This is a genomic window from Pseudomonas juntendi, assembly GCF_009932375.1.
Lineage (GTDB): Bacteria > Pseudomonadota > Gammaproteobacteria > Pseudomonadales > Pseudomonadaceae > Aquipseudomonas > Aquipseudomonas juntendi.
In genome coordinates this window covers 1-15845 of record NZ_BLJG01000239.1, presented here as the reverse complement: position 1 = coordinate 15845, position 15845 = coordinate 1, and the positions used below count along the sequence as shown (strand labels likewise).

General features: G+C 62.8%; 17 protein-coding genes and 1 pseudogene. 5 read left to right on the top strand and 13 right to left on the bottom strand.

Annotated features, from left to right (window positions below; all coding sequences use genetic code 11):
• Window positions 1–73: 73 nt before the first annotated feature.
• Window positions 74–853, bottom strand: a complete 780-nt coding sequence (gene fpr / locus GYA94_RS23455; RefSeq protein ID WP_054890398.1) for a ferredoxin-NADP reductase — start codon at window positions 851–853, stop codon at window positions 74–76.
• A gap of 120 nt (window positions 854–973) precedes the next feature.
• Between fpr and finR the strand changes: the two genes are divergently transcribed.
• A complete protein-coding gene (gene finR, locus GYA94_RS23450) occupies window positions 974–1900 on the top strand; it encodes a LysR family transcriptional regulator FinR (protein ID WP_054890399.1) in 927 nt (308 codons plus the stop codon).
• On the opposite strand, the gene GYA94_RS23445 is transcribed toward finR, so the two are convergent.
• The 3 genes from GYA94_RS23445 to GYA94_RS23435 form a co-directional block, all read right to left on the bottom strand.
• On the bottom strand, window positions 1897–2262 hold the full coding sequence (locus tag GYA94_RS23445) for a diacylglycerol kinase (RefSeq protein WP_009686040.1): 366 nt from the start codon (window positions 2260–2262) through the stop codon (window positions 1897–1899). The two genes, finR and GYA94_RS23445, sit on opposite strands and share 4 nt — an antisense overlap.
• Window positions 2263–2333: 71 nt before the next feature.
• Window positions 2334–2984 (bottom strand): response regulator transcription factor ErdR, encoded by a 651-nt coding sequence (erdR, locus tag GYA94_RS23440; RefSeq protein ID WP_009686041.1) that lies wholly within the window; start codon window positions 2982–2984, stop codon window positions 2334–2336.
• Between the two features lie 184 nt (window positions 2985–3168).
• Window positions 3169–3879 (bottom strand): tRNA-uridine aminocarboxypropyltransferase, encoded by a 711-nt coding sequence (locus GYA94_RS23435; protein WP_009686042.1) that lies wholly within the window; start codon window positions 3877–3879, stop codon window positions 3169–3171.
• 186 nt (window positions 3880–4065) lie between these two features.
• On the opposite strand from GYA94_RS23435, the gene GYA94_RS23430 reads away from it, so the two are divergent.
• Window positions 4066–4485, top strand: a complete 420-nt coding sequence (locus tag GYA94_RS23430) for a quorum-sensing-regulated virulence factor family protein (RefSeq protein WP_009686043.1) — start codon at window positions 4066–4068, stop codon at window positions 4483–4485.
• A gap of 14 nt (window positions 4486–4499) precedes the next feature.
• Here the strand turns inward: GYA94_RS23430 and GYA94_RS23425 are convergent, their stop codons facing one another.
• Window positions 4500–4709 carry a hypothetical protein gene (locus GYA94_RS23425; RefSeq protein ID WP_009686044.1) on the bottom strand — a complete coding sequence of 70 codons (210 nt, stop codon included), beginning with the start codon at window positions 4707–4709 and terminating at the stop codon, window positions 4500–4502.
• 161 nt (window positions 4710–4870) lie between these two features.
• Here GYA94_RS23425 and GYA94_RS23420 point away from each other — a divergent pair, with 161 nt between their 5' ends.
• Window positions 4871–5989 carry an LOG family protein gene (locus tag GYA94_RS23420; protein ID WP_110678281.1) on the top strand — a complete coding sequence of 373 codons (1119 nt, stop codon included), beginning with the start codon at window positions 4871–4873 and terminating at the stop codon, window positions 5987–5989.
• A gap of 95 nt (window positions 5990–6084) precedes the next feature.
• Here GYA94_RS23420 and recX read toward each other — a convergent pair whose 3' ends face one another.
• The 3 genes from recX to GYA94_RS23405 all read right to left on the bottom strand — a co-directional run bounded on the left by recX (window position 6085) and on the right by GYA94_RS23405 (window position 8229).
• Window positions 6085–6555: a recombination regulator RecX gene (gene recX / locus GYA94_RS23415; protein ID WP_161893194.1), complete on the bottom strand. Its 471-nt coding sequence runs from the start codon at window positions 6553–6555 to the stop codon at window positions 6085–6087.
• Between the two features lie 21 nt (window positions 6556–6576).
• Window positions 6577–7644, bottom strand: coding sequence for a recombinase RecA (gene recA / locus GYA94_RS23410; RefSeq protein WP_009686047.1), 1068 nt, complete (start codon window positions 7642–7644; stop codon window positions 6577–6579).
• 72 nt (window positions 7645–7716) lie between these two features.
• Window positions 7717–8229 (bottom strand): CinA family protein, encoded by a 513-nt coding sequence (locus tag GYA94_RS23405; RefSeq protein WP_110678278.1) that lies wholly within the window; start codon window positions 8227–8229, stop codon window positions 7717–7719.
• A gap of 185 nt (window positions 8230–8414) precedes the next feature.
• Here GYA94_RS23405 and mutS point away from each other — a divergent pair, with 185 nt between their 5' ends.
• Together mutS and fdxA are read left to right on the top strand one after the other, a co-directional pair.
• A complete protein-coding gene (mutS, locus tag GYA94_RS23400; protein WP_161893193.1) occupies window positions 8415–10988 on the top strand; it encodes a DNA mismatch repair protein MutS in 2574 nt (857 codons plus the stop codon).
• Between the two features lie 140 nt (window positions 10989–11128).
• Complete coding sequence (gene fdxA, locus GYA94_RS23395) at window positions 11129–11452, top strand: ferredoxin FdxA (protein ID WP_004375459.1); 324 nt, start codon at window positions 11129–11131, stop codon at window positions 11450–11452.
• A gap of 522 nt (window positions 11453–11974) precedes the next feature.
• Here the strand turns inward: fdxA and rpoS are convergent.
• The 5 genes and pseudogenes from rpoS to GYA94_RS23370 form a co-directional block, all read right to left on the bottom strand.
• Entirely contained in the window at window positions 11975–12982 is a 1008-nt protein-coding gene (gene rpoS / locus GYA94_RS23390) for an RNA polymerase sigma factor RpoS (protein WP_009686059.1), read from the bottom strand.
• A gap of 108 nt (window positions 12983–13090) precedes the next feature.
• Window positions 13091–13936, bottom strand: a complete 846-nt coding sequence (locus GYA94_RS23385) for a peptidoglycan DD-metalloendopeptidase family protein (protein ID WP_161893192.1) — start codon at window positions 13934–13936, stop codon at window positions 13091–13093.
• 220 nt (window positions 13937–14156) lie between these two features.
• Window positions 14157–14795, bottom strand: a complete 639-nt coding sequence (locus tag GYA94_RS23380) for a protein-L-isoaspartate(D-aspartate) O-methyltransferase (RefSeq protein ID WP_009686062.1) — start codon at window positions 14793–14795, stop codon at window positions 14157–14159.
• 35 nt (window positions 14796–14830) lie between these two features.
• Window positions 14831–15580 (bottom strand): 5'/3'-nucleotidase SurE, encoded by a 750-nt coding sequence (gene surE / locus GYA94_RS23375; RefSeq protein ID WP_009686063.1) that lies wholly within the window; start codon window positions 15578–15580, stop codon window positions 14831–14833.
• Window positions 15568–15845 (bottom strand): annotated as a pseudogene (locus GYA94_RS23370) (tRNA pseudouridine(13) synthase TruD); the annotation flags it as partial. The pseudogene GYA94_RS23370 and the gene surE, both read right to left, overlap by 13 nt.

The following is a 15845-nucleotide window of genomic DNA, read 5'->3' as shown; positions in this document are numbered from 1 at the left end:
GCAAAGCAGCCCCAGTAACGCTTAACTGACAGGCATTAACCCGAGGGTCGCCTTCTTCGTACCTACCTGCGCATTATTTCTCGACGAAGGCACGCTCGATCAGGTAGTCGCCCGGCTCGCGCATGCGCGGGGAGATCTTCAGGCCGAAGCTGTCCAGCACTTCGCTGGTCTCGTCGAGCATGCTCGGGCTACCGCAGATCATCGCACGGTCGTCCTGCGGGTTGATCGGCGGCAGGCCGATGTCGCTGAACAGCTTGCCGCTGCGCATCAGGTCGGTCAGGCGGCCCTGGTTCTCGAACGGCTCGCGAGTCACGGTCGGGTAGTAGATCAGTTTTTCGCGCACCGCCTCACCGAAGAACTCGTTCTGTGGCAGGTGCTCGGTGATGAATTCGCGGTAGGCCACTTCGTTCACGTAACGCACGCCGTGCACCAGGATCACTTTTTCGAAGCGCTCGTAGGTTTCCGGGTCCTGGATGACGCTCATGAACGGCGCCAGGCCAGTGCCGGTGCTCAGCAGGTACAGGTGCTTGCCTGGGTTCAGGTCGTCCAGTACCAGCGTGCCGGTAGGCTTCTTGCTGATGATGATCTCGTCGCCTTCCTTCAAGTGCTGCAACTGCGACGTCAGCGGGCCGTCCGGCACCTTGATGCTGAAGAACTCCAGGTGCTCTTCCCAGTTCGGCGAGGCGATGGAGTAGGCACGCATGAGCGGGCGGCCGCTTTCCTGCTGCAGGCCGATCATCACGAACTGACCGTTCTCGAAGCGCAGCCCCGGGTCGCGGGTGCACTTGAAGCTGAACAGGGTGTCGTTCCAGTGGTGCACACTGAGGACACGTTCGTGGTTCATGTTGCTCATCGATGGGGCTCCTGAAGAAAAACGCAGCGCGTGCAGCACGCACAGTTGCGCGATAGTTTAGGGGCAGCGACAATATCTGTTAACTGGATTATCAAGATATGTGTTATCGGTTATATCGATATGCGATTTACACTTCGTCAACTGCAAGTCTTCGTCGCGGTAGCCCAGCACCAGAGCGTCTCTCGCGCCGCTAGCCTGCTGGCCTTGTCGCAATCGGCCGCCAGCACCTCCATCACCGAACTGGAGCGGCAATCGAGCTGCCAACTGTTCGACCGCGCCGGCAAACGCCTGGCCCTCAACGCCCTCGGCCACCAGTTGTTGCCGCAGGCGGTCGCGCTGCTCGACCAGGCCAAGGAAATCGAAGACCTGCTCAATGGCAAGTCCGGTTTCGGCTCACTGGCGGTCGGCGCCACGCTCACCATTGGCAACTACCTGGCCACCCTGTTGATCGGCAGCTACATGCAGACCCACCCTGAGAGCCAGGTGAAGCTGCATGTCCAGAACACCGTGCATATCGTGCAGCAGGTCGCTCATTACGAAATTGATCTGGGTCTGATCGAAGGTGACTGCAACCACCCCGACCTGGAGGTCCAGCCTTGGGTGGAGGACGAACTGGTGGTGTTCTGCGCACCCCAGCACCCGCTGGCCAAGCTGGGCCGTGCCGATATCGACAGCCTGTCGCAGGAAGCGTGGATCCTGCGCGAACAAGGCTCGGGGACGCGCCTGACCTTCGACCAGGCCATGCGCCATCACCGCGCCAACCTCAACATCCGCCTGGAACTGGAGCACACCGAGGCGATCAAGCGTGCAGTGGAATCGGGGTTGGGTATCGGCTGCATTTCACGCCTGGCCCTGCGGGACGCCTTTCGCCGTGGCAGCCTGGTACCGGTGGAAACCCCGGAGCTGGACCTGATGCGCCAGTTCTACTTCATTTGGCACAAGCAGAAGTACCAGACCTCGGCCATGCGCGAATTTCTGGAGCTCTGCCGCAACTTCACCGCGGGCTTCACCCGCAGCGACGAAATCGTGTTGCCGCCGATCGCTTAAAGCAGGATCACCCCCCACACCAGCGCCACCATGCTCAGCGCCACCAGCTGTGCGGCGCTGCCCATGTCCTTGGCGTTTTTCGACAGCGGGTGGCGCTCCAGCGAAATGCGATCGATAGCGGCCTCGATCGCAGAGTTGAACAGCTCGACAATCAACCCCAGCAGGCACACGGCGATCATGATCGCCCGCTCTGCACGGCTGACCGGCAGCCAGAACGCCACCGGGATCAGCAGCACGTTGAGCAGCACCAGTTGGCGGAATGCCGCTTCGCCCTTGAAGGCCGCGCGCAGGCCGTCCAGCGAATAGCCAGCGGCGTTGAAGATACGTTTGAGGCCGGTCTGGCCCTTGAATGGCGATGTCATGTGAGTCATTTCACAACAGAAGGCCGGCAGGCTAGACCGGCTCAGGTCAAAAAAGCGTGAAGCCGCACGCGTCAGTGGCTGGCAACTGATTCAAGTTGTTGCAACAGCAGCGCAGCCTGGGTGCGGGTGCGCACCCCCAGTTTACGGAAAATCGCCGTGACGTGGGCCTTGATGGTGGCTTCCGAGACATTCAGCTCGTAGGCAATCTGCTTGTTCAGCAGGCCTTCGCAGACCATGGTCAGTACCCGGAACTGCTGCGGCGTGAGGCTGGCCAGGCCTTCACTGGCGGCCTTGGCCTCGGCCGAAACATCGACCTTCTCGAACGCCTGCGGCGGCCACCAGACTTCGCCGTCGAGCACTTTGCGCACCGCATCCTGGATCACTTCCAGCGGGCTGGACTTGGGAATGAAGCCACTGGCGCCAAACTCGCGGGACTTGACCACCACGGCGGCCTCCTCCTGCGCCGAAACCATCACCACGGGAATTTGCGGGTATTGCCCGCGCAGCAGCACCAGCCCGGAAAAACCGTAGGCACCCGGCATGTTCAGGTCGAGGAGCACGAGGTCCCAGTCGGCTTTTTCGCTCAACCGCACCTCCAGCTCGGCAATGCTCGCAACCTCGACCAGGCGAACGTCCGGGCCAAGGCCGAGGGTAACGGCCTGGCGCAGGGCGCCGCGAAACAGCGGGTGGTCATCGGCAATCAGGATTTCGTAAGTGGCCATCGATCTAAGGATCCTGTTCTGTCCCGGGCACTGGGGTAGGCAAGTGCCCGACGGGGAATCGGCGCCAAGCATGCCGAGCACGGTCAAGGGTGGTCAAGCCAACCGCCTTGCCGCCTCGCCGCCTCGCCCACCCTGGCTGCCAGCCCCGTCATTATGAACCAAAGCCGGGTGGGTGCCCCTTGGACTATAGGAAGGTATGCAAACGCTGATGGGTCTCGTCCTGCTCGTCCAGCGGCAGGCGCCGCTTGCCACTGAGGTAATGCAGGCTGAATACATCCAGGTAGGCATCCAGCGCCTGCGACGCCAGGCTATCGCCAGCCAGCTCCAGGCACATGGCTGCAACTTCTGCGGTGCAGAAGTGATCATCGCGCTTGGAGCGGCGCAGGCGGTAGCGTGACATCTGTTCGGCCTGCAGGCTCAATACCGGGAACCGGTCCAGGTATGGGCTTTTGCGGAACATCTTGCGCGCCTCGGTCCAGGTGGCATCCAGCAGGATGAACAGCGGGCGCTTGCCCGGCTCACGCACCACCTCGCTGACCACCCGCTGCGGGGCGACGAACTCACCTGGGAAAACGATGTAGGGCTGCCAGTGCGGGTCGTCGAGCAGGGCCAGCAGGCGCTCGTCAACCGAGGTGCGCAGCCAGCCGAACGCCGAGGTATCTTCGATCAGGTCGGCAATCAGCCAGCCGGTATTGGTGGGTTTCAGTGGCTCGGTGTCGTGCATCAGCAGGCACATGCCGGCGTCGGCCTGCACGCGGGGCTTCCAGGCGCACAGGCAATGGCTGGCAATGACCCGGCAATCCGGGCAACGCTCGGCCCGCGACCCTCGGGCAATGAAAGGCTTGTTGCTGCGGGCCAGGCGCTCGGCACGCAGGCGCGCTACCGCATGGCTCATGCCGGCAGGCCTGTGGAAAGATGGGAAATGGGCACAAGGATGGCTCTGGGAAAACAAGGGCGCCAGTTTACCAGAATCCTTATAATCGGGCTTTCCCGTACCCTTGGGCTACCGCCAGCCCAGGGTTGACGGAACGCCGTCGACCCGCGCATGTCAAAGCGCCAGTCATCGAACCAGGAGATACCCATGCTGCGTCTTATCGCCCCCGCCCTGAGCCTGATGCTCGCCCTGCCCCTGGCAGCCCAGGCGGCTTCCAAACAGGACTACGACCTGAACAAGATGCTGGAAAAGGTCGCCAAAGAGAGCAGCGTCGGCACCCCACGTGCCATCAATGAAGACATCCTCGACCAGGGTTACACCGTGGAAGGCAAGGCGCTGGTCAACCACCTCAGCGTGCGCCAGAGCCACGCCGAGCGCATGCAGGCCAACCCTGCACAGGTGCGCAGCCAATTGGGCGACAGCGTGTGCCGCAACAACGGCTTCCGCAACCTGATGTCCAAGGGCGCGGTGATGGTTTACCGGTTCACCGTCTACAAAACCAACCAGCCGATCATGGACCAGGCCTTCGACAATGCCAGCTGCGTAGCCGGCAACAAGAAGAAGTAAACGCCGCGCCCAGGCTACACCTGGTTTTCCTCCCGTGCGCGCCAGTGCCCCTCGGCAGCTTCGGCGCGCATCTCGGCCAATAGCGCCTGCACGTAACGCGACTGGCATTCCAGGCCTGCGAGCCGGCGCTGGCACTCGGCCTCCAGGCTCAGGTGATGTACCTGAGCGGCACGTTCCAATTGCTGGTAGAGCTGCAGGTCCACTTCGATGACCAAGCGATGCATACCGCCACCTCCCGCATCGATACGTTTCGCTTTACCAGTTAACCAAACCCCTGCCGCCATTGGCCACGTGCCGACGGGTGGCGCTGGCAATCCCCCCGGCACGATCGGCCGCCAGGGTCTAGATTGAGGTTTAGAGGTATTGGTGCAGAAGGAGACGTTGCATGCCTTACCAATCGAACGAATCGCTGTTCAGCCACTTCCAGGACAACCATATCGACCTGAGCCACATCGACGCCCAATTGCAACTGGTTGCACCCGACAGCCCGAACCTGCCGCTGTACCGTGACATGATGCTGACCATCCTGCGCATGGCCCACGATGACAGTGATCGCTGGAGCGCCAAGATCACCCTGCAGGCCTTGCGCGAACTGGACCAGTCGTTCCGCACCCTGCAGCGCTACAAGGGCCGCCGCAAGGTGACCGTGTTCGGCTCGGCGCGTACGCCGCTGGAACACCCGATGTATGCACTGGCCCGTGAACTGGGCGCAACCCTGGCGCGCTCGGACCTGATGGTCATCACCGGCGCAGGCGGCGGCATCATGGCAGCAGCCCACGAAGGCGCCGGCAGCGCCCACAGCCTGGGCTTCAACATCACCCTGCCTTTCGAACAGCATGCCAACCCTACGGTGGACGGCACCGACAAGCTGCTGCCTTTCCACTTCTTCTTCATCCGCAAACTGTTCTTCGTCAAGGAGGCCGATGCCCTGGTGCTGTGCCCGGGCGGCTTCGGTACCCTCGATGAGGCGCTGGAAGTGCTGACCCTGATCCAGACCGGCAAAAGCCCGCTGGTCCCCGTGGTATTGCTGGACTCACCGGGCGGCAGCTTCTGGCGTGATTGCCTGGGCTTCATCAGCCGCCAACTGGAGGACAACCATTACATTCTGCCGAGTGACCTGAAGCTGGTGCGCCTGGTGCACAGTGCCGAGGAGGCGGTGGAGGAAATCAACCAGTTCTACCGCAACTATCACTCCAGCCGCTGGTTGAACAGCCAGTTCGTGATCCGCATGCATCACGCCCTGAGCGAGGCGGCGCTGTCTGACATCGAGGAAGGCTTTGCTGACCTGCGCCTGAGCGGCAAGTATCACCAGCAAGCAGACAGCAGCGCCGAACATGAGTTGGGGGACTACAGCCACCTGACCCGTTTGTCGTTCGCCTTCAATGGCCGAAACCAAGGGCGCCTGCGCGAACTGGTGGACTTTATCAACCTGCCGGAGAACTGGGCCAAGCCACAGCCCATGCATACCACGCAGCGGGCCAGGGAGGCGTTGAAGGTCAGCTGATCAGGCACTTGGGGCAGCGCGCTGGAGAGTACCGGCGTTGCCGATGTTCGCGGCTGAGGCCGCTGCTTCGGGGATTGTTGCGAGGTCTGCGGCGGCTAGTAATCGTCGAGGTCTCGCCCGCTGAGCAAGCGGCCGATCATGTCCATGGTGAAGCCCCGATAGGCGAGAAAACGGGTTTGCTGGGCGCGGCTGCGCGGGTCCTGCGGGCGTTGCCCGGCGAACTTGCGCTGCCATATATCCCGCATACGTTCGGCCCAATCCACGCCGCTTTCACGCAGCGCCTGCTCAATGTCGGCGCGCAGCAAACCACGCTGCCCCAGCTCTTCACGAATACGTGCTGGGCCATAGCCAGAACCGGAACGGTAACGAATGAAGCTCTCGAGGTAACGGGCTTCACTCAGCAGACCCTCTTCGGTGAGCCGGTCGAGCTCTGGCTCGATCAGCTCATCGGAGGCACCGCGCTGACGCAACTTGCGCGTCAGCTCGACGCGACCATGCTCACGTCGCGCAAGCAGGTCCATGGCTGTCCGCCGAATGGCGACGGGGGTGTCGAGTACGGCGGACATGTTCAGCTATAAACCACGCGATCAATAACCGGCTTCAGCGTCGGCCATGTCGTCGGCACCCGCTTCGACAGCGGCAGCTTTACCGGCTGCGGCTACAGCGCCAGCGTTCAGCAGCTTCTCACGGATCTGCCTCTCGATCTCGGTACCGATAGCCGGGTTTTCCGCCAGGTACTTGGCCGCGTTGGCTTTACCTTGGCCGATCTTGTTGCCCTGGTAGGCGTACCAGGCACCGGACTTCTCGACCAGGCCTTGGGCAACGCCCAAGTCGATGATCTCACCGTTACGGTAGATACCCTTGCCGTAGAGGATCTGGAACTCGGCCTGACGGAACGGAGGCGAGACCTTGTTCTTGACGATCTTGACGCGGGTTTCGCTACCGACCACCTCGTCGCCTTCCTTGACAGCGCCGGTGCGGCGGATGTCCAGACGCACAGAGGCGTAGAACTTCAGGGCGTTACCACCGGTGGTGGTTTCCGGGCTACCGAACATGACGCCGATCTTCATGCGGATCTGGTTGATGAAGATGACCAGGCAGTTGGCGTTCTTGATGTTACCGGTGATCTTGCGCAGCGCCTGGGACATCAGGCGAGCCTGCAGGCCCACGTGCATGTCGCCCATTTCGCCTTCGATCTCGGCCTTGGGTACCAGCGCGGCGACCGAGTCGACGATGATCACGTCAACTGCGTTGGAACGCACCAGCATGTCGGTGATTTCCAGGGCCTGCTCACCCGTGTCCGGCTGCGAGACCAGCAGGTCGTCGACATTGACGCCCAGCTTGCCGGCATATTCAGGGTCGAGTGCGTGCTCGGCGTCGACGAAGGCGCAGGTGGCGCCATTCTTCTGGGCTTCGGCGATGACCGACAGGGTCAGCGTGGTCTTACCCGACGACTCCGGACCGTAGATTTCGACGATACGGCCCTTTGGCAGACCACCAATGCCCAAGGCAATGTCCAGGCCCAGAGAGCCGGTGGAGATGGCCGGGATAGCCTGGCGCTCGTGGTCGCCCATGCGCATTACCGCGCCTTTACCGAATTGACGTTCGATCTGACCCAGGGCCGCAGCCAAGGCGCGCTTCTTGTTGTCGTCCATTGAAATCCTCACGTGTTCGACGGGCCCTGACGGCCGCAATACCTGTATAAGTAGCCAGTATTATTCCACAGGCTAGCGCTGGCGCAAACCCCTGTCTTCGATTTCCTCGCCAGCAAGCTGTAACAAGCCGTCTAACGCGGCGCTCACCGTCTGTCGGCGCACCGCCTCACGGTCGCCGTCGAACTGCCGCCGCTGGCTGATCACCCGACTGCCGTCGCCCCAGGCCAGCCACACGGTACCCACGGGTTTGGCCGGCGAGCCGCCATCCGGCCCCGCCACCCCGCTCACCGCCACGGCAAAGCGCGCGCCGCTGGCCGCCTGGGCGCCGCGGACCATGGCCTCGACCACCTCCTGGCTGACCGCCCCCACCTGCCCGAACAGCGCCTCGGGCACCCCCAGCTGGCGGGTTTTCTGGGCATTGGAGTACGTCACGTAACCGGCCTCGAACCAGGCGGAGCTACCGGGGATGCGTGTGATGGCTTGCGCGATGCCGCCGCCCGTGCAGGACTCGGCAGTGGTCACTTGGGCATCCAAACGGCGCAGATGTTCACCCAAACGGGCGGCAAGCAGGGTGATCGGGTCCATGTCGGGCTCCTCCAGGGCGGCCCTCTACCCTACCACCCTGCCGGCAACCTGGCTCAGGAAACCTGCAGCACCGCAGCGGCCTGCAGCGGCTGCGGCCACTGTTCCGTACGTGCCTGCATCTCGCGAAAAAAGCCTGTACCATTGCCGGTTTACCGCCAACCAGATCACCCGCTGTAAGGCCCTGAATGTCTGATCTCTCCGCACACACCCCGATGATGCAACAGTACTGGAAGCTGAAGAATCAGCACCCGGACCAGTTGATGTTCTACCGCATGGGCGACTTCTACGAGATCTTCTACGAAGATGCGAAAAAAGCCGCCAAACTGCTGGACATCACGCTGACCGCGCGCGGCCAGTCGGCCGGCCAGTCCATCCCCATGTGCGGGATTCCGTTCCATTCGCTGGAAGGTTACCTGGCCAAGCTGGTCAAACTGGGCGAATCGGTGGTGATCTGCGAGCAGATCGGCGACCCAGCGACCAGCAAGGGCCCGGTCGAGCGCCAGGTGGTGCGCATCATCACCCCCGGCACGGTCAGCGATGAAGCCCTGCTCGACGAACGCCGCGACAACCTGATTGCCGCGCTGCTCGGTGACGAGCGCCTGTTCGGCCTGGCCGTACTGGACATCACCAGCGGTAACTTCAGCGTGCAGGAGATCAAGGGCTGGGAAAACCTGCTGGCCGAACTCGAGCGCCTGAACCCGGTCGAGCTGCTGATCCCCGACGACTGGCCACGCGACCTGCCCGCCGAGAAGCGCCCGGGCGCGCGGCGCCGTGCACCGTGGGACTTCGACCGCGACTCAGCGCGCAAGGCCTTGTGCCAGCAGTTCGCAACCAAGGACCTGAAAGGCTTCGGCTGCGACAAGCTGACCCTGGCCATCGGTGCCGCTGGCTGCCTGCTGACCTACGCCAAGGAAACCCAGCGCACGGCGCTGCCGCACCTGCGCAGCCTGCGCCATGAGCGCCTGGACGATACGGTCATCCTCGATGGCGCCAGCCGGCGCAACCTGGAACTGGACATCAACCTGGCCGGCGGGCGCGACAATACCCTGCAATCGGTGGTCGACCGCTGCCAGACGGCCATGGCCAGCCGCCTGCTGAGCCGCTGGCTGAACCGCCCGCTGCGCGACCTCAAGGTGCTCCAGGCACGCCAGGACTCGATTCGCTGCCTGCTCGACGGCTACCGTTTCGAAAAGCTGCAGCCACAGCTGAAAGAAATTGGCGACATCGAGCGCATCCTGGCGCGTATCGGCCTGCGTAACGCCCGCCCGCGTGACCTGGCCCGGCTGCGCGACGCCCTGGGCGCGCTGCCCGAGCTGCAGAACGCCATGACCGAGCTCGAAGCGCCGCACCTGGCACGCCTGGCTGCGATCACCGGTACCTACCCCGAGCTGGCCAGCCTGCTGGAACGGGCGATCATCGACAACCCGCCGGCGGTCATCCGCGATGGCGGCGTGCTCAAGGCCGGTTACGACAACGAACTGGACGACCTGCTGGCCATCAGCGAAAACGCCGGGCAGTTCCTGATCGACCTCGAAGCCCGCGAAAAGGCGCGCACCGGCCTGGCCAACCTGAAGGTCGGCTACAACCGGGTGCACGGCTACTTCATCGAGCTGCCGACCAAGCAGGCCGAACAGGCCCCCGGCGACTACATTCGTCGCCAGACCCTCAAAGGTGCCGAACGCTTCATCACGCCGGAGCTGAAGGGCTTCGAGGACAAGGCATTGTCCGCCAAGAGCCGCGCCCTGGCCCGCGAGAAGATGCTCTACGACGCCCTGCTGGAAACCCTGATCAGCCACCTGGCGCCGCTGCAGGACAGCGCTGCCGCCCTGGCCGAACTGGACGTACTCAGCAACCTGGCCGAGCGCGCGCTGAACCTCGACCTGAACTGCCCACGCTTTGTCGACGAGCCCTGCCTGCGGATCGAGCAAGGCCGTCACCCGGTCGTCGAGCAGGTACTGACCACGCCGTTCGTGGCCAACGACCTGGGCCTGGACAACAACACGCGCATGCTGATCATCACCGGCCCGAACATGGGCGGTAAGTCCACCTACATGCGCCAGACCGCCCTGATCGTGCTGCTGGCCCACATCGGTAGTTTCGTACCGGCCGCCAGCTGCGAGCTGTCGCTGGTCGACCGCATCTTCACCCGTATCGGCTCCAGTGACGACCTGGCCGGCGGGCGCTCGACATTCATGGTCGAGATGAGCGAAACCGCCAACATCCTGCACAATGCCACTGACCGCAGCCTGGTGCTGATGGACGAAGTGGGCCGGGGCACCAGCACCTTCGACGGCCTCTCGCTGGCCTGGGCCGCCGCCGAGCGGCTGGCCGAACTGCGCGCTTACACGCTGTTCGCCACCCACTATTTCGAGCTCACCGTGCTGCCGGAAAGCGAGCCACTGGTGGCCAACGTGCACCTGAACGCCACCGAGCACAACGAACGCATCGTGTTCCTGCACCACGTACTGCCTGGGCCTGCCAGCCAGAGCTACGGCCTGGCGGTGGCACAACTGGCGGGCGTGCCGGCCGTGGTGATCCAACGTGCCCGCGAACACCTTGGCCGGCTGGAAACCACCAGCCTGCCCCATGAGCAGCCCGTGGCCCAAAAGGCCAAGGACGCGCCGCAGGTGCCGCACCAGAGCGACCTGTTCGCCAGCCTGCCACACCCGGCCATCGAAAAGCTGGGCAAACTGCAGCTGGACGACATGACCCCGCGTCAAGCTATCGAAATGCTATATCAACTAAAGAACCTGTTATAACGGCGCCCATTACAAGCTGGTAGAATCCGCCGCGGTTTGCTGGTGCTGCAGGTTATTAGCCTGGCCTGCAGCCACATGCCCGTAAACCGCGCGGCCCCGAGAGGAAGGGCCGCCGCCGTCGCCTGAGGAGAGAATTAAAAATGACCTTCGTTGTCACCGACAACTGCATCAAATGCAAATACACCGACTGCGTGGAAGTCTGTCCGGTGGACTGCTTCTACGAAGGCCCGAACTTCCTGGTTATCCACCCGGACGAGTGCATTGACTGCGCCCTGTGCGAGCCGGAGTGCCCAGCGCAAGCGATTTTCTCGGAAGACGAAGTGCCCGCGGGCATGGAGAACTTCATCGAGCTGAACGCCGAGTTGGCGGAAATCTGGCCGAACATTACCGAGCGTAAGGATGCCCTGCCAGACGCCGAAGAGTGGGATGGCAAAACTGGCAAGATTGCCGACCTGGAGCGCTGATAGCGCTGAAATGCCAAAAGGCCCTGCGGGGCCTTTTTTTGTGCCGGCAAAAAATGCGGACAAAAAAAAGGGGCGGTTTGACCCGCCCGCATTTTTTTCCGTAGTCCCTGCTTGTCCCAAACATCATCCTGATGAAATCGCGTCTTGCGATGTCCTTGGCCTTCATCCTGAAAGCCTGTGCATGTCCCTGTGCACAGTTCGAATACTAGCGGGTTCAGCAGCGCGGGCAAGCGCCGGAGTTTGCCGGATATTGCTGGGGAAACATTTACTCACCTGAAGATAAGCCTTGTTTTTCAAAAGGTTATGAAAAACCAGCATCTGAAAACGACATTGATTTACTGCCGCTCGCTAGAATGGCTTACAGCGCGAGTAAGCAAAGGCTTACAGCAGGTGTTAGCGGGGTAGCGCAATACATATTTGACAGGTTTCTTGCCGGGCAGTTCTGAGGCACTTTTGCTGTGCTTCAGCTCACAAACAAATACGCCCCGAGGTTATCGGGGCGTTCGTGAGCGACTGCTTTGGCTACTGGAACAAAGACTCGCTGGACAAGCCGTTCTTCTCCAGGATCTCGCGCAGGCGCTTCAGGCCTTCTACCTGAATCTGCCGCACCCGTTCGCGGGTCAGGCCAATCTCCAGCCCAACATCCTCCAGGGTGCTGCTTTCGTGCCCGCGCAGCCCGAAGCGGCGTACCACCACCTCACGCTGCTTGTCGGTCAACTCGCCCAGCCACTGGTCGATACTCTGCGACAGGTCGTCGTCCTGCAGCAGTTCGCAGGGGTCGGTGGGACGGTCGTCGGTCAAGGTATCGAGCAGGGTCTTGTCCGAATCCGGGCCGAGCGAAACGTCTACCGACGACACCCGCTCGTTCAGGCCGAGCATGCGCTTGACCTCGGCAACGGGCTTTTCCAGCAAGGTGGCGATTTCTTCCGGCGAGGGTTCGTGGTCCAGCTTCTGCGTCAACTCGCGCGCAGCGCGCAGGTAGACGTTGAGCTCCTTGACCACGTGGATCGGCAGGCGGATGGTGCGGGTCTGGTTCATGATCGCCCGTTCGATGGTCTGGCGAATCCACCAGGTCGCATAGGTCGAAAAACGGAAACCGCGCTCCGGGTCGAACTTCTCCACCGCACGGATCAGGCCCAGGTTGCCTTCCTCGATCAGGTCGAGCAACGACAGGCCACGGTTGACGTAACGACGGGCAATTTTCACAACCAGGCGAAGGTTGCTTTCGATCATGCGCTTGCGGCCGGCAGGATCACCTTTTTGCGACAGACGCGCAAAATGGACTTCTTCTTCCGGCGACAGCAGTGGCGAGAAACCGATCTCGTTGAGGTACAACTGGGTGGCGTCTAGCGCCCGGGTGTAATCGATATACTTGTGTTGCTTGAGCGAAGAGCCCGATTTGGCCCTCGTCCGAACCGAAGATACAGCAGGTTCGTCTGACACCACATCCGTTTCCAAAACGATGCCCGTCTCCATCAGGAGGACGTCATCGTCGATGTCAAACTCCGGCACTTCTTTACTGAGAGCCATTGTTATAGTCCTTTGCTGAGTTCGAACTCAGACTCGAGCGGCACCTTTATCCCTGGCAGCGCTTGAGCCTGTCCCCTCTACATCGCAGGAACAGGCCGGGTACAACGGTCAACGACGTGGCAGGAACTGGAGCGGATCGACGGGTTTGCCCTGGCGGCGAATCTCGAAATGCAGCTTCACCCGATCAGTGCCCGTGGACCCCATTTCAGCAATCGACTGCCCTGCCTTGACCTGCTGCCCCTCCCGAACCAACAGCCTGCGGTTGTGACCGTAGGCACTGACGTAGGTATCGCTGTGCTTGATGATGATCAGCTCGCCGTAGCCCCTTAATCCACTCCCGGCGTAAACCACTGCACCATCAGACGCAGCAAAAACAGGCTGTCCCAAATCACCGGCGATATCAATGCCTTTATTCAAACTACCGTTTGAAGCAAATTTTCCAATCAGCACCCCATTGGCGGGCCAGGTCCACCCCCCTACCGCGCGCTCTGCGGCAGGCACAGTGGCGACCACCGGCGCGCTGGTGGTGCCAGCCGGGGTAGCGGGTTTGCTGGAACCGGCCGGCGCCGTGACAGGCCGCCGCGTGACCGTGGTGCGGCTTGAGGAAGACGGGCCGGACACCACCGTGGTGCTGCTGCCGGCGCCGCTGCTGAACCGAATCGCCTGGCCCGGGCGGATGGTATAGGGCGGCGCGATACCATTACGGGCCGCCAGCTCCTTGTAATCCCAGCCATAACGGAAGGCGATGGAGAACAGGGTATCGCCAGGCTTGACGACGTATTGCCCGGAGGTCACCGTCGGGCGCTTGGGCGCACTGCTGTTGCGGTCGACCACGCGCGCGCTGTTGCTGCCGGTGCTCGAGCAACCCACCAGTAGCGTGCCCATGGCCAATGCAATCACCAGAAGCTTGAAGCCCGAACCGTCCTTGCGCTGCCGAATGACTGTGTGACCCACCCGCGCTCCCCTCATGGTGCCGAAAAACGATATGAAGACAAGAAATGCAATATTGTTGCAATTATAACCAAGCGAGCCGGGATTGGCAGGCCGCCGCCAGGCTGTTGCGCAGCCTTACTGCAAGCGATGCGTTTACGCCACGCCCCGCCTGATAGACAGGGCGGCGCCGCGAGAATTCGCCGCCCACGCAAAAATACCCCCGGCCGCGCACCGGTGCTGCTCAGGCCAGCGGCCCGTTCAGCAACGGGACAAAACGCACCGCACCGAGTACCCGACGCGAGAAGCCATGCTCTTCGCGGACGATCAGCATCAATTGCTGCGCTTCGCCCGCAGGCCCTACCGGTATGACCAGCCGGCCACCGGGTGCCAGTTGGTCAAGCAGCGCCTGGGGCACTTCCGGTGCCACGGCGGTGACGATGATGCCGTTGTACGGTGCCAGCGCCGGCCAGCCCTCACAACCGTCGCCCCAGCGGAACACCACGTTGCGCAGGTTCAGCTCCAGCAGGCGTTCCTTGGCACGGTCTTGCAGCACCTTGATGCGCTCCACCGAGAATACCCGCTCGACCAACTGCGCCAGCACCGCCGTCTGGTAGCCGGACCCGGTGCCGATCTCCAGCACCTTGTCCAGCGGCCCGGCTTCAAGCAGCAACTCGCTCATGTGGGCAACCATGAATGGCTGCGAGATGGTCTGGTTGTGGCCGATTGGCAGTGCGGTGTCTTCGTAGGCGCGGTGCGCCAGCGCTTCGTCGACGAACAGGTGGCGCGGGGTGCGGCGGATCACGTCGAGCACCTGGGTGTTCGAGACGCCCTCTTCGCACAGGCGCTGGATCAGCCGCTCCCGGGTCCGTTGGGAGGTCATGCCGATGCCCCGCCGCAGCATATCGTCCTCGCGCATCAGAGCAGGCCCTCCAGCCAACCATCGAGCTGCTCGAAGGCATCACTGAAGGTGCGGTCGAGTTGCAGCGGGGTGATCGACACATAACCCTGCATCACCGCATGGAAATCGGTGCCCGGGCCGCCGTCCTCGGCATCGCCGGCAACGGCGATCCAGTAGCCTTCCTTGCCGCGCGGGTTGACCACCTTCGTTGGCGCGGCAGCCCGTGCGCGGTGCCCCAGGCGGGTCAGCTGGATGCCGCGGATGTGCGCCAACGGCAGGTTGGGAATGTTGACGTTGAGCACGGTACGCGGGGGCAGTGCCAGGCGTGACTGCGCCTCGACCAGGCGCCGGGCGATATGCGCCGCGGTCGGCAGGTTGTCGGGCTGGCGCGAGAGCAGCGAGAACGCCAGCGACGTCCCCCCGAGGAAGCGCCCCTCCAGCGCCGCGGCGACCGTACCCGAATACAGTACGTCGTCCCCCAGGTTGGCGCCTAGGTTGATCCCCGACACCACCATGTCCGGGGTGTACGGCAACAGCCCGTTGAGCCCCAGGTGCACGCAGTCGGTCGGCGTACCGTTGAGGCTGATGAAGCCGTTGGCCAAGGTCTGCGGGTGCAGGGGCCGGTCCAGCGTCAGCGAACTGCTGGCGCCGCTCTTGTCTTGCTCCGGGGCAATTACCGCGCACTCGGCGTAATCCGCCAGCGCAGCGTGCAGCGCGGCGATCCCGGGTGCGGTAACACCGTCGTCGTTCGAAATCAGAATACGCATGGGCTGTCCGTCTGCCCTGCCGACACCAGATCCACGACTTCACGCACCACCACGGTGGCGAAGCATCCGGCCGGCAGGACGAATTCCAGTTGCAGGATATCAGGCTCGGGATAATGCCACGTAAGGCCGCCAATAGGGAGCCGCAGAATACGCCGTTCGTGATCCATGCCCGCCAGGGCCAGCCACTGGCACAGCGCCGGTTGCTGGTCGCCTACGGCATTTTCCAGCTGCGCGGGCGCGGCGGCGGCGGGCGAACCGCCCGCGC

Excerpts from the sequence above, each read along its gene's own strand:
- finR (WP_054890399.1), top strand. The coding sequence starts at position 974 with ATGCGATTTACACTTCGTCAACTGCAAGTCTTCGTCGCGGTAGCCCAG.
- recA (WP_009686047.1), bottom strand. The coding sequence starts at position 7,644 with ATGGACGACAACAAGAAGCGCGCCTTGGCTGCGGCCCTGGGTCAGATC.
- fpr (WP_054890398.1), bottom strand. The coding sequence starts at position 853 with ATGAGCAACATGAACCACGAACGTGTCCTCAGTGTGCACCACTGGAAC.
- erdR (WP_009686041.1), bottom strand. The coding sequence starts at position 2,984 with ATGGCCACTTACGAAATCCTGATTGCCGATGACCACCCGCTGTTTCGC.
- mutS (WP_161893193.1), top strand. The coding sequence starts at position 8,415 with ATGTCTGATCTCTCCGCACACACCCCGATGATGCAACAGTACTGGAAG.
- GYA94_RS23380 (WP_009686062.1), bottom strand. The coding sequence starts at position 14,795 with ATGACCTCCCAACGGACCCGGGAGCGGCTGATCCAGCGCCTGTGCGAA.
- rpoS (WP_009686059.1), bottom strand. The coding sequence starts at position 12,982 with ATGGCTCTCAGTAAAGAAGTGCCGGAGTTTGACATCGACGATGACGTC.
- GYA94_RS23430 (WP_009686043.1), top strand. The coding sequence starts at position 4,066 with ATGCTGCGTCTTATCGCCCCCGCCCTGAGCCTGATGCTCGCCCTGCCC.
- GYA94_RS23405 (WP_110678278.1), bottom strand. The coding sequence starts at position 8,229 with ATGGACCCGATCACCCTGCTTGCCGCCCGTTTGGGTGAACATCTGCGC.
- GYA94_RS23445 (WP_009686040.1), bottom strand. The coding sequence starts at position 2,262 with ATGACATCGCCATTCAAGGGCCAGACCGGCCTCAAACGTATCTTCAAC.
- GYA94_RS23425 (WP_009686044.1), bottom strand. The coding sequence starts at position 4,709 with ATGCATCGCTTGGTCATCGAAGTGGACCTGCAGCTCTACCAGCAATTG.
- fdxA (WP_004375459.1), top strand. The coding sequence starts at position 11,129 with ATGACCTTCGTTGTCACCGACAACTGCATCAAATGCAAATACACCGAC.
- GYA94_RS23435 (WP_009686042.1), bottom strand. The coding sequence starts at position 3,879 with ATGAGCCATGCGGTAGCGCGCCTGCGTGCCGAGCGCCTGGCCCGCAGC.
- recX (WP_161893194.1), bottom strand. The coding sequence starts at position 6,555 with ATGTCCGCCGTACTCGACACCCCCGTCGCCATTCGGCGGACAGCCATG.
- GYA94_RS23420 (WP_110678281.1), top strand. The coding sequence starts at position 4,871 with ATGCCTTACCAATCGAACGAATCGCTGTTCAGCCACTTCCAGGACAAC.
- surE (WP_009686063.1), bottom strand. The coding sequence starts at position 15,580 with ATGCGTATTCTGATTTCGAACGACGACGGTGTTACCGCACCCGGGATC.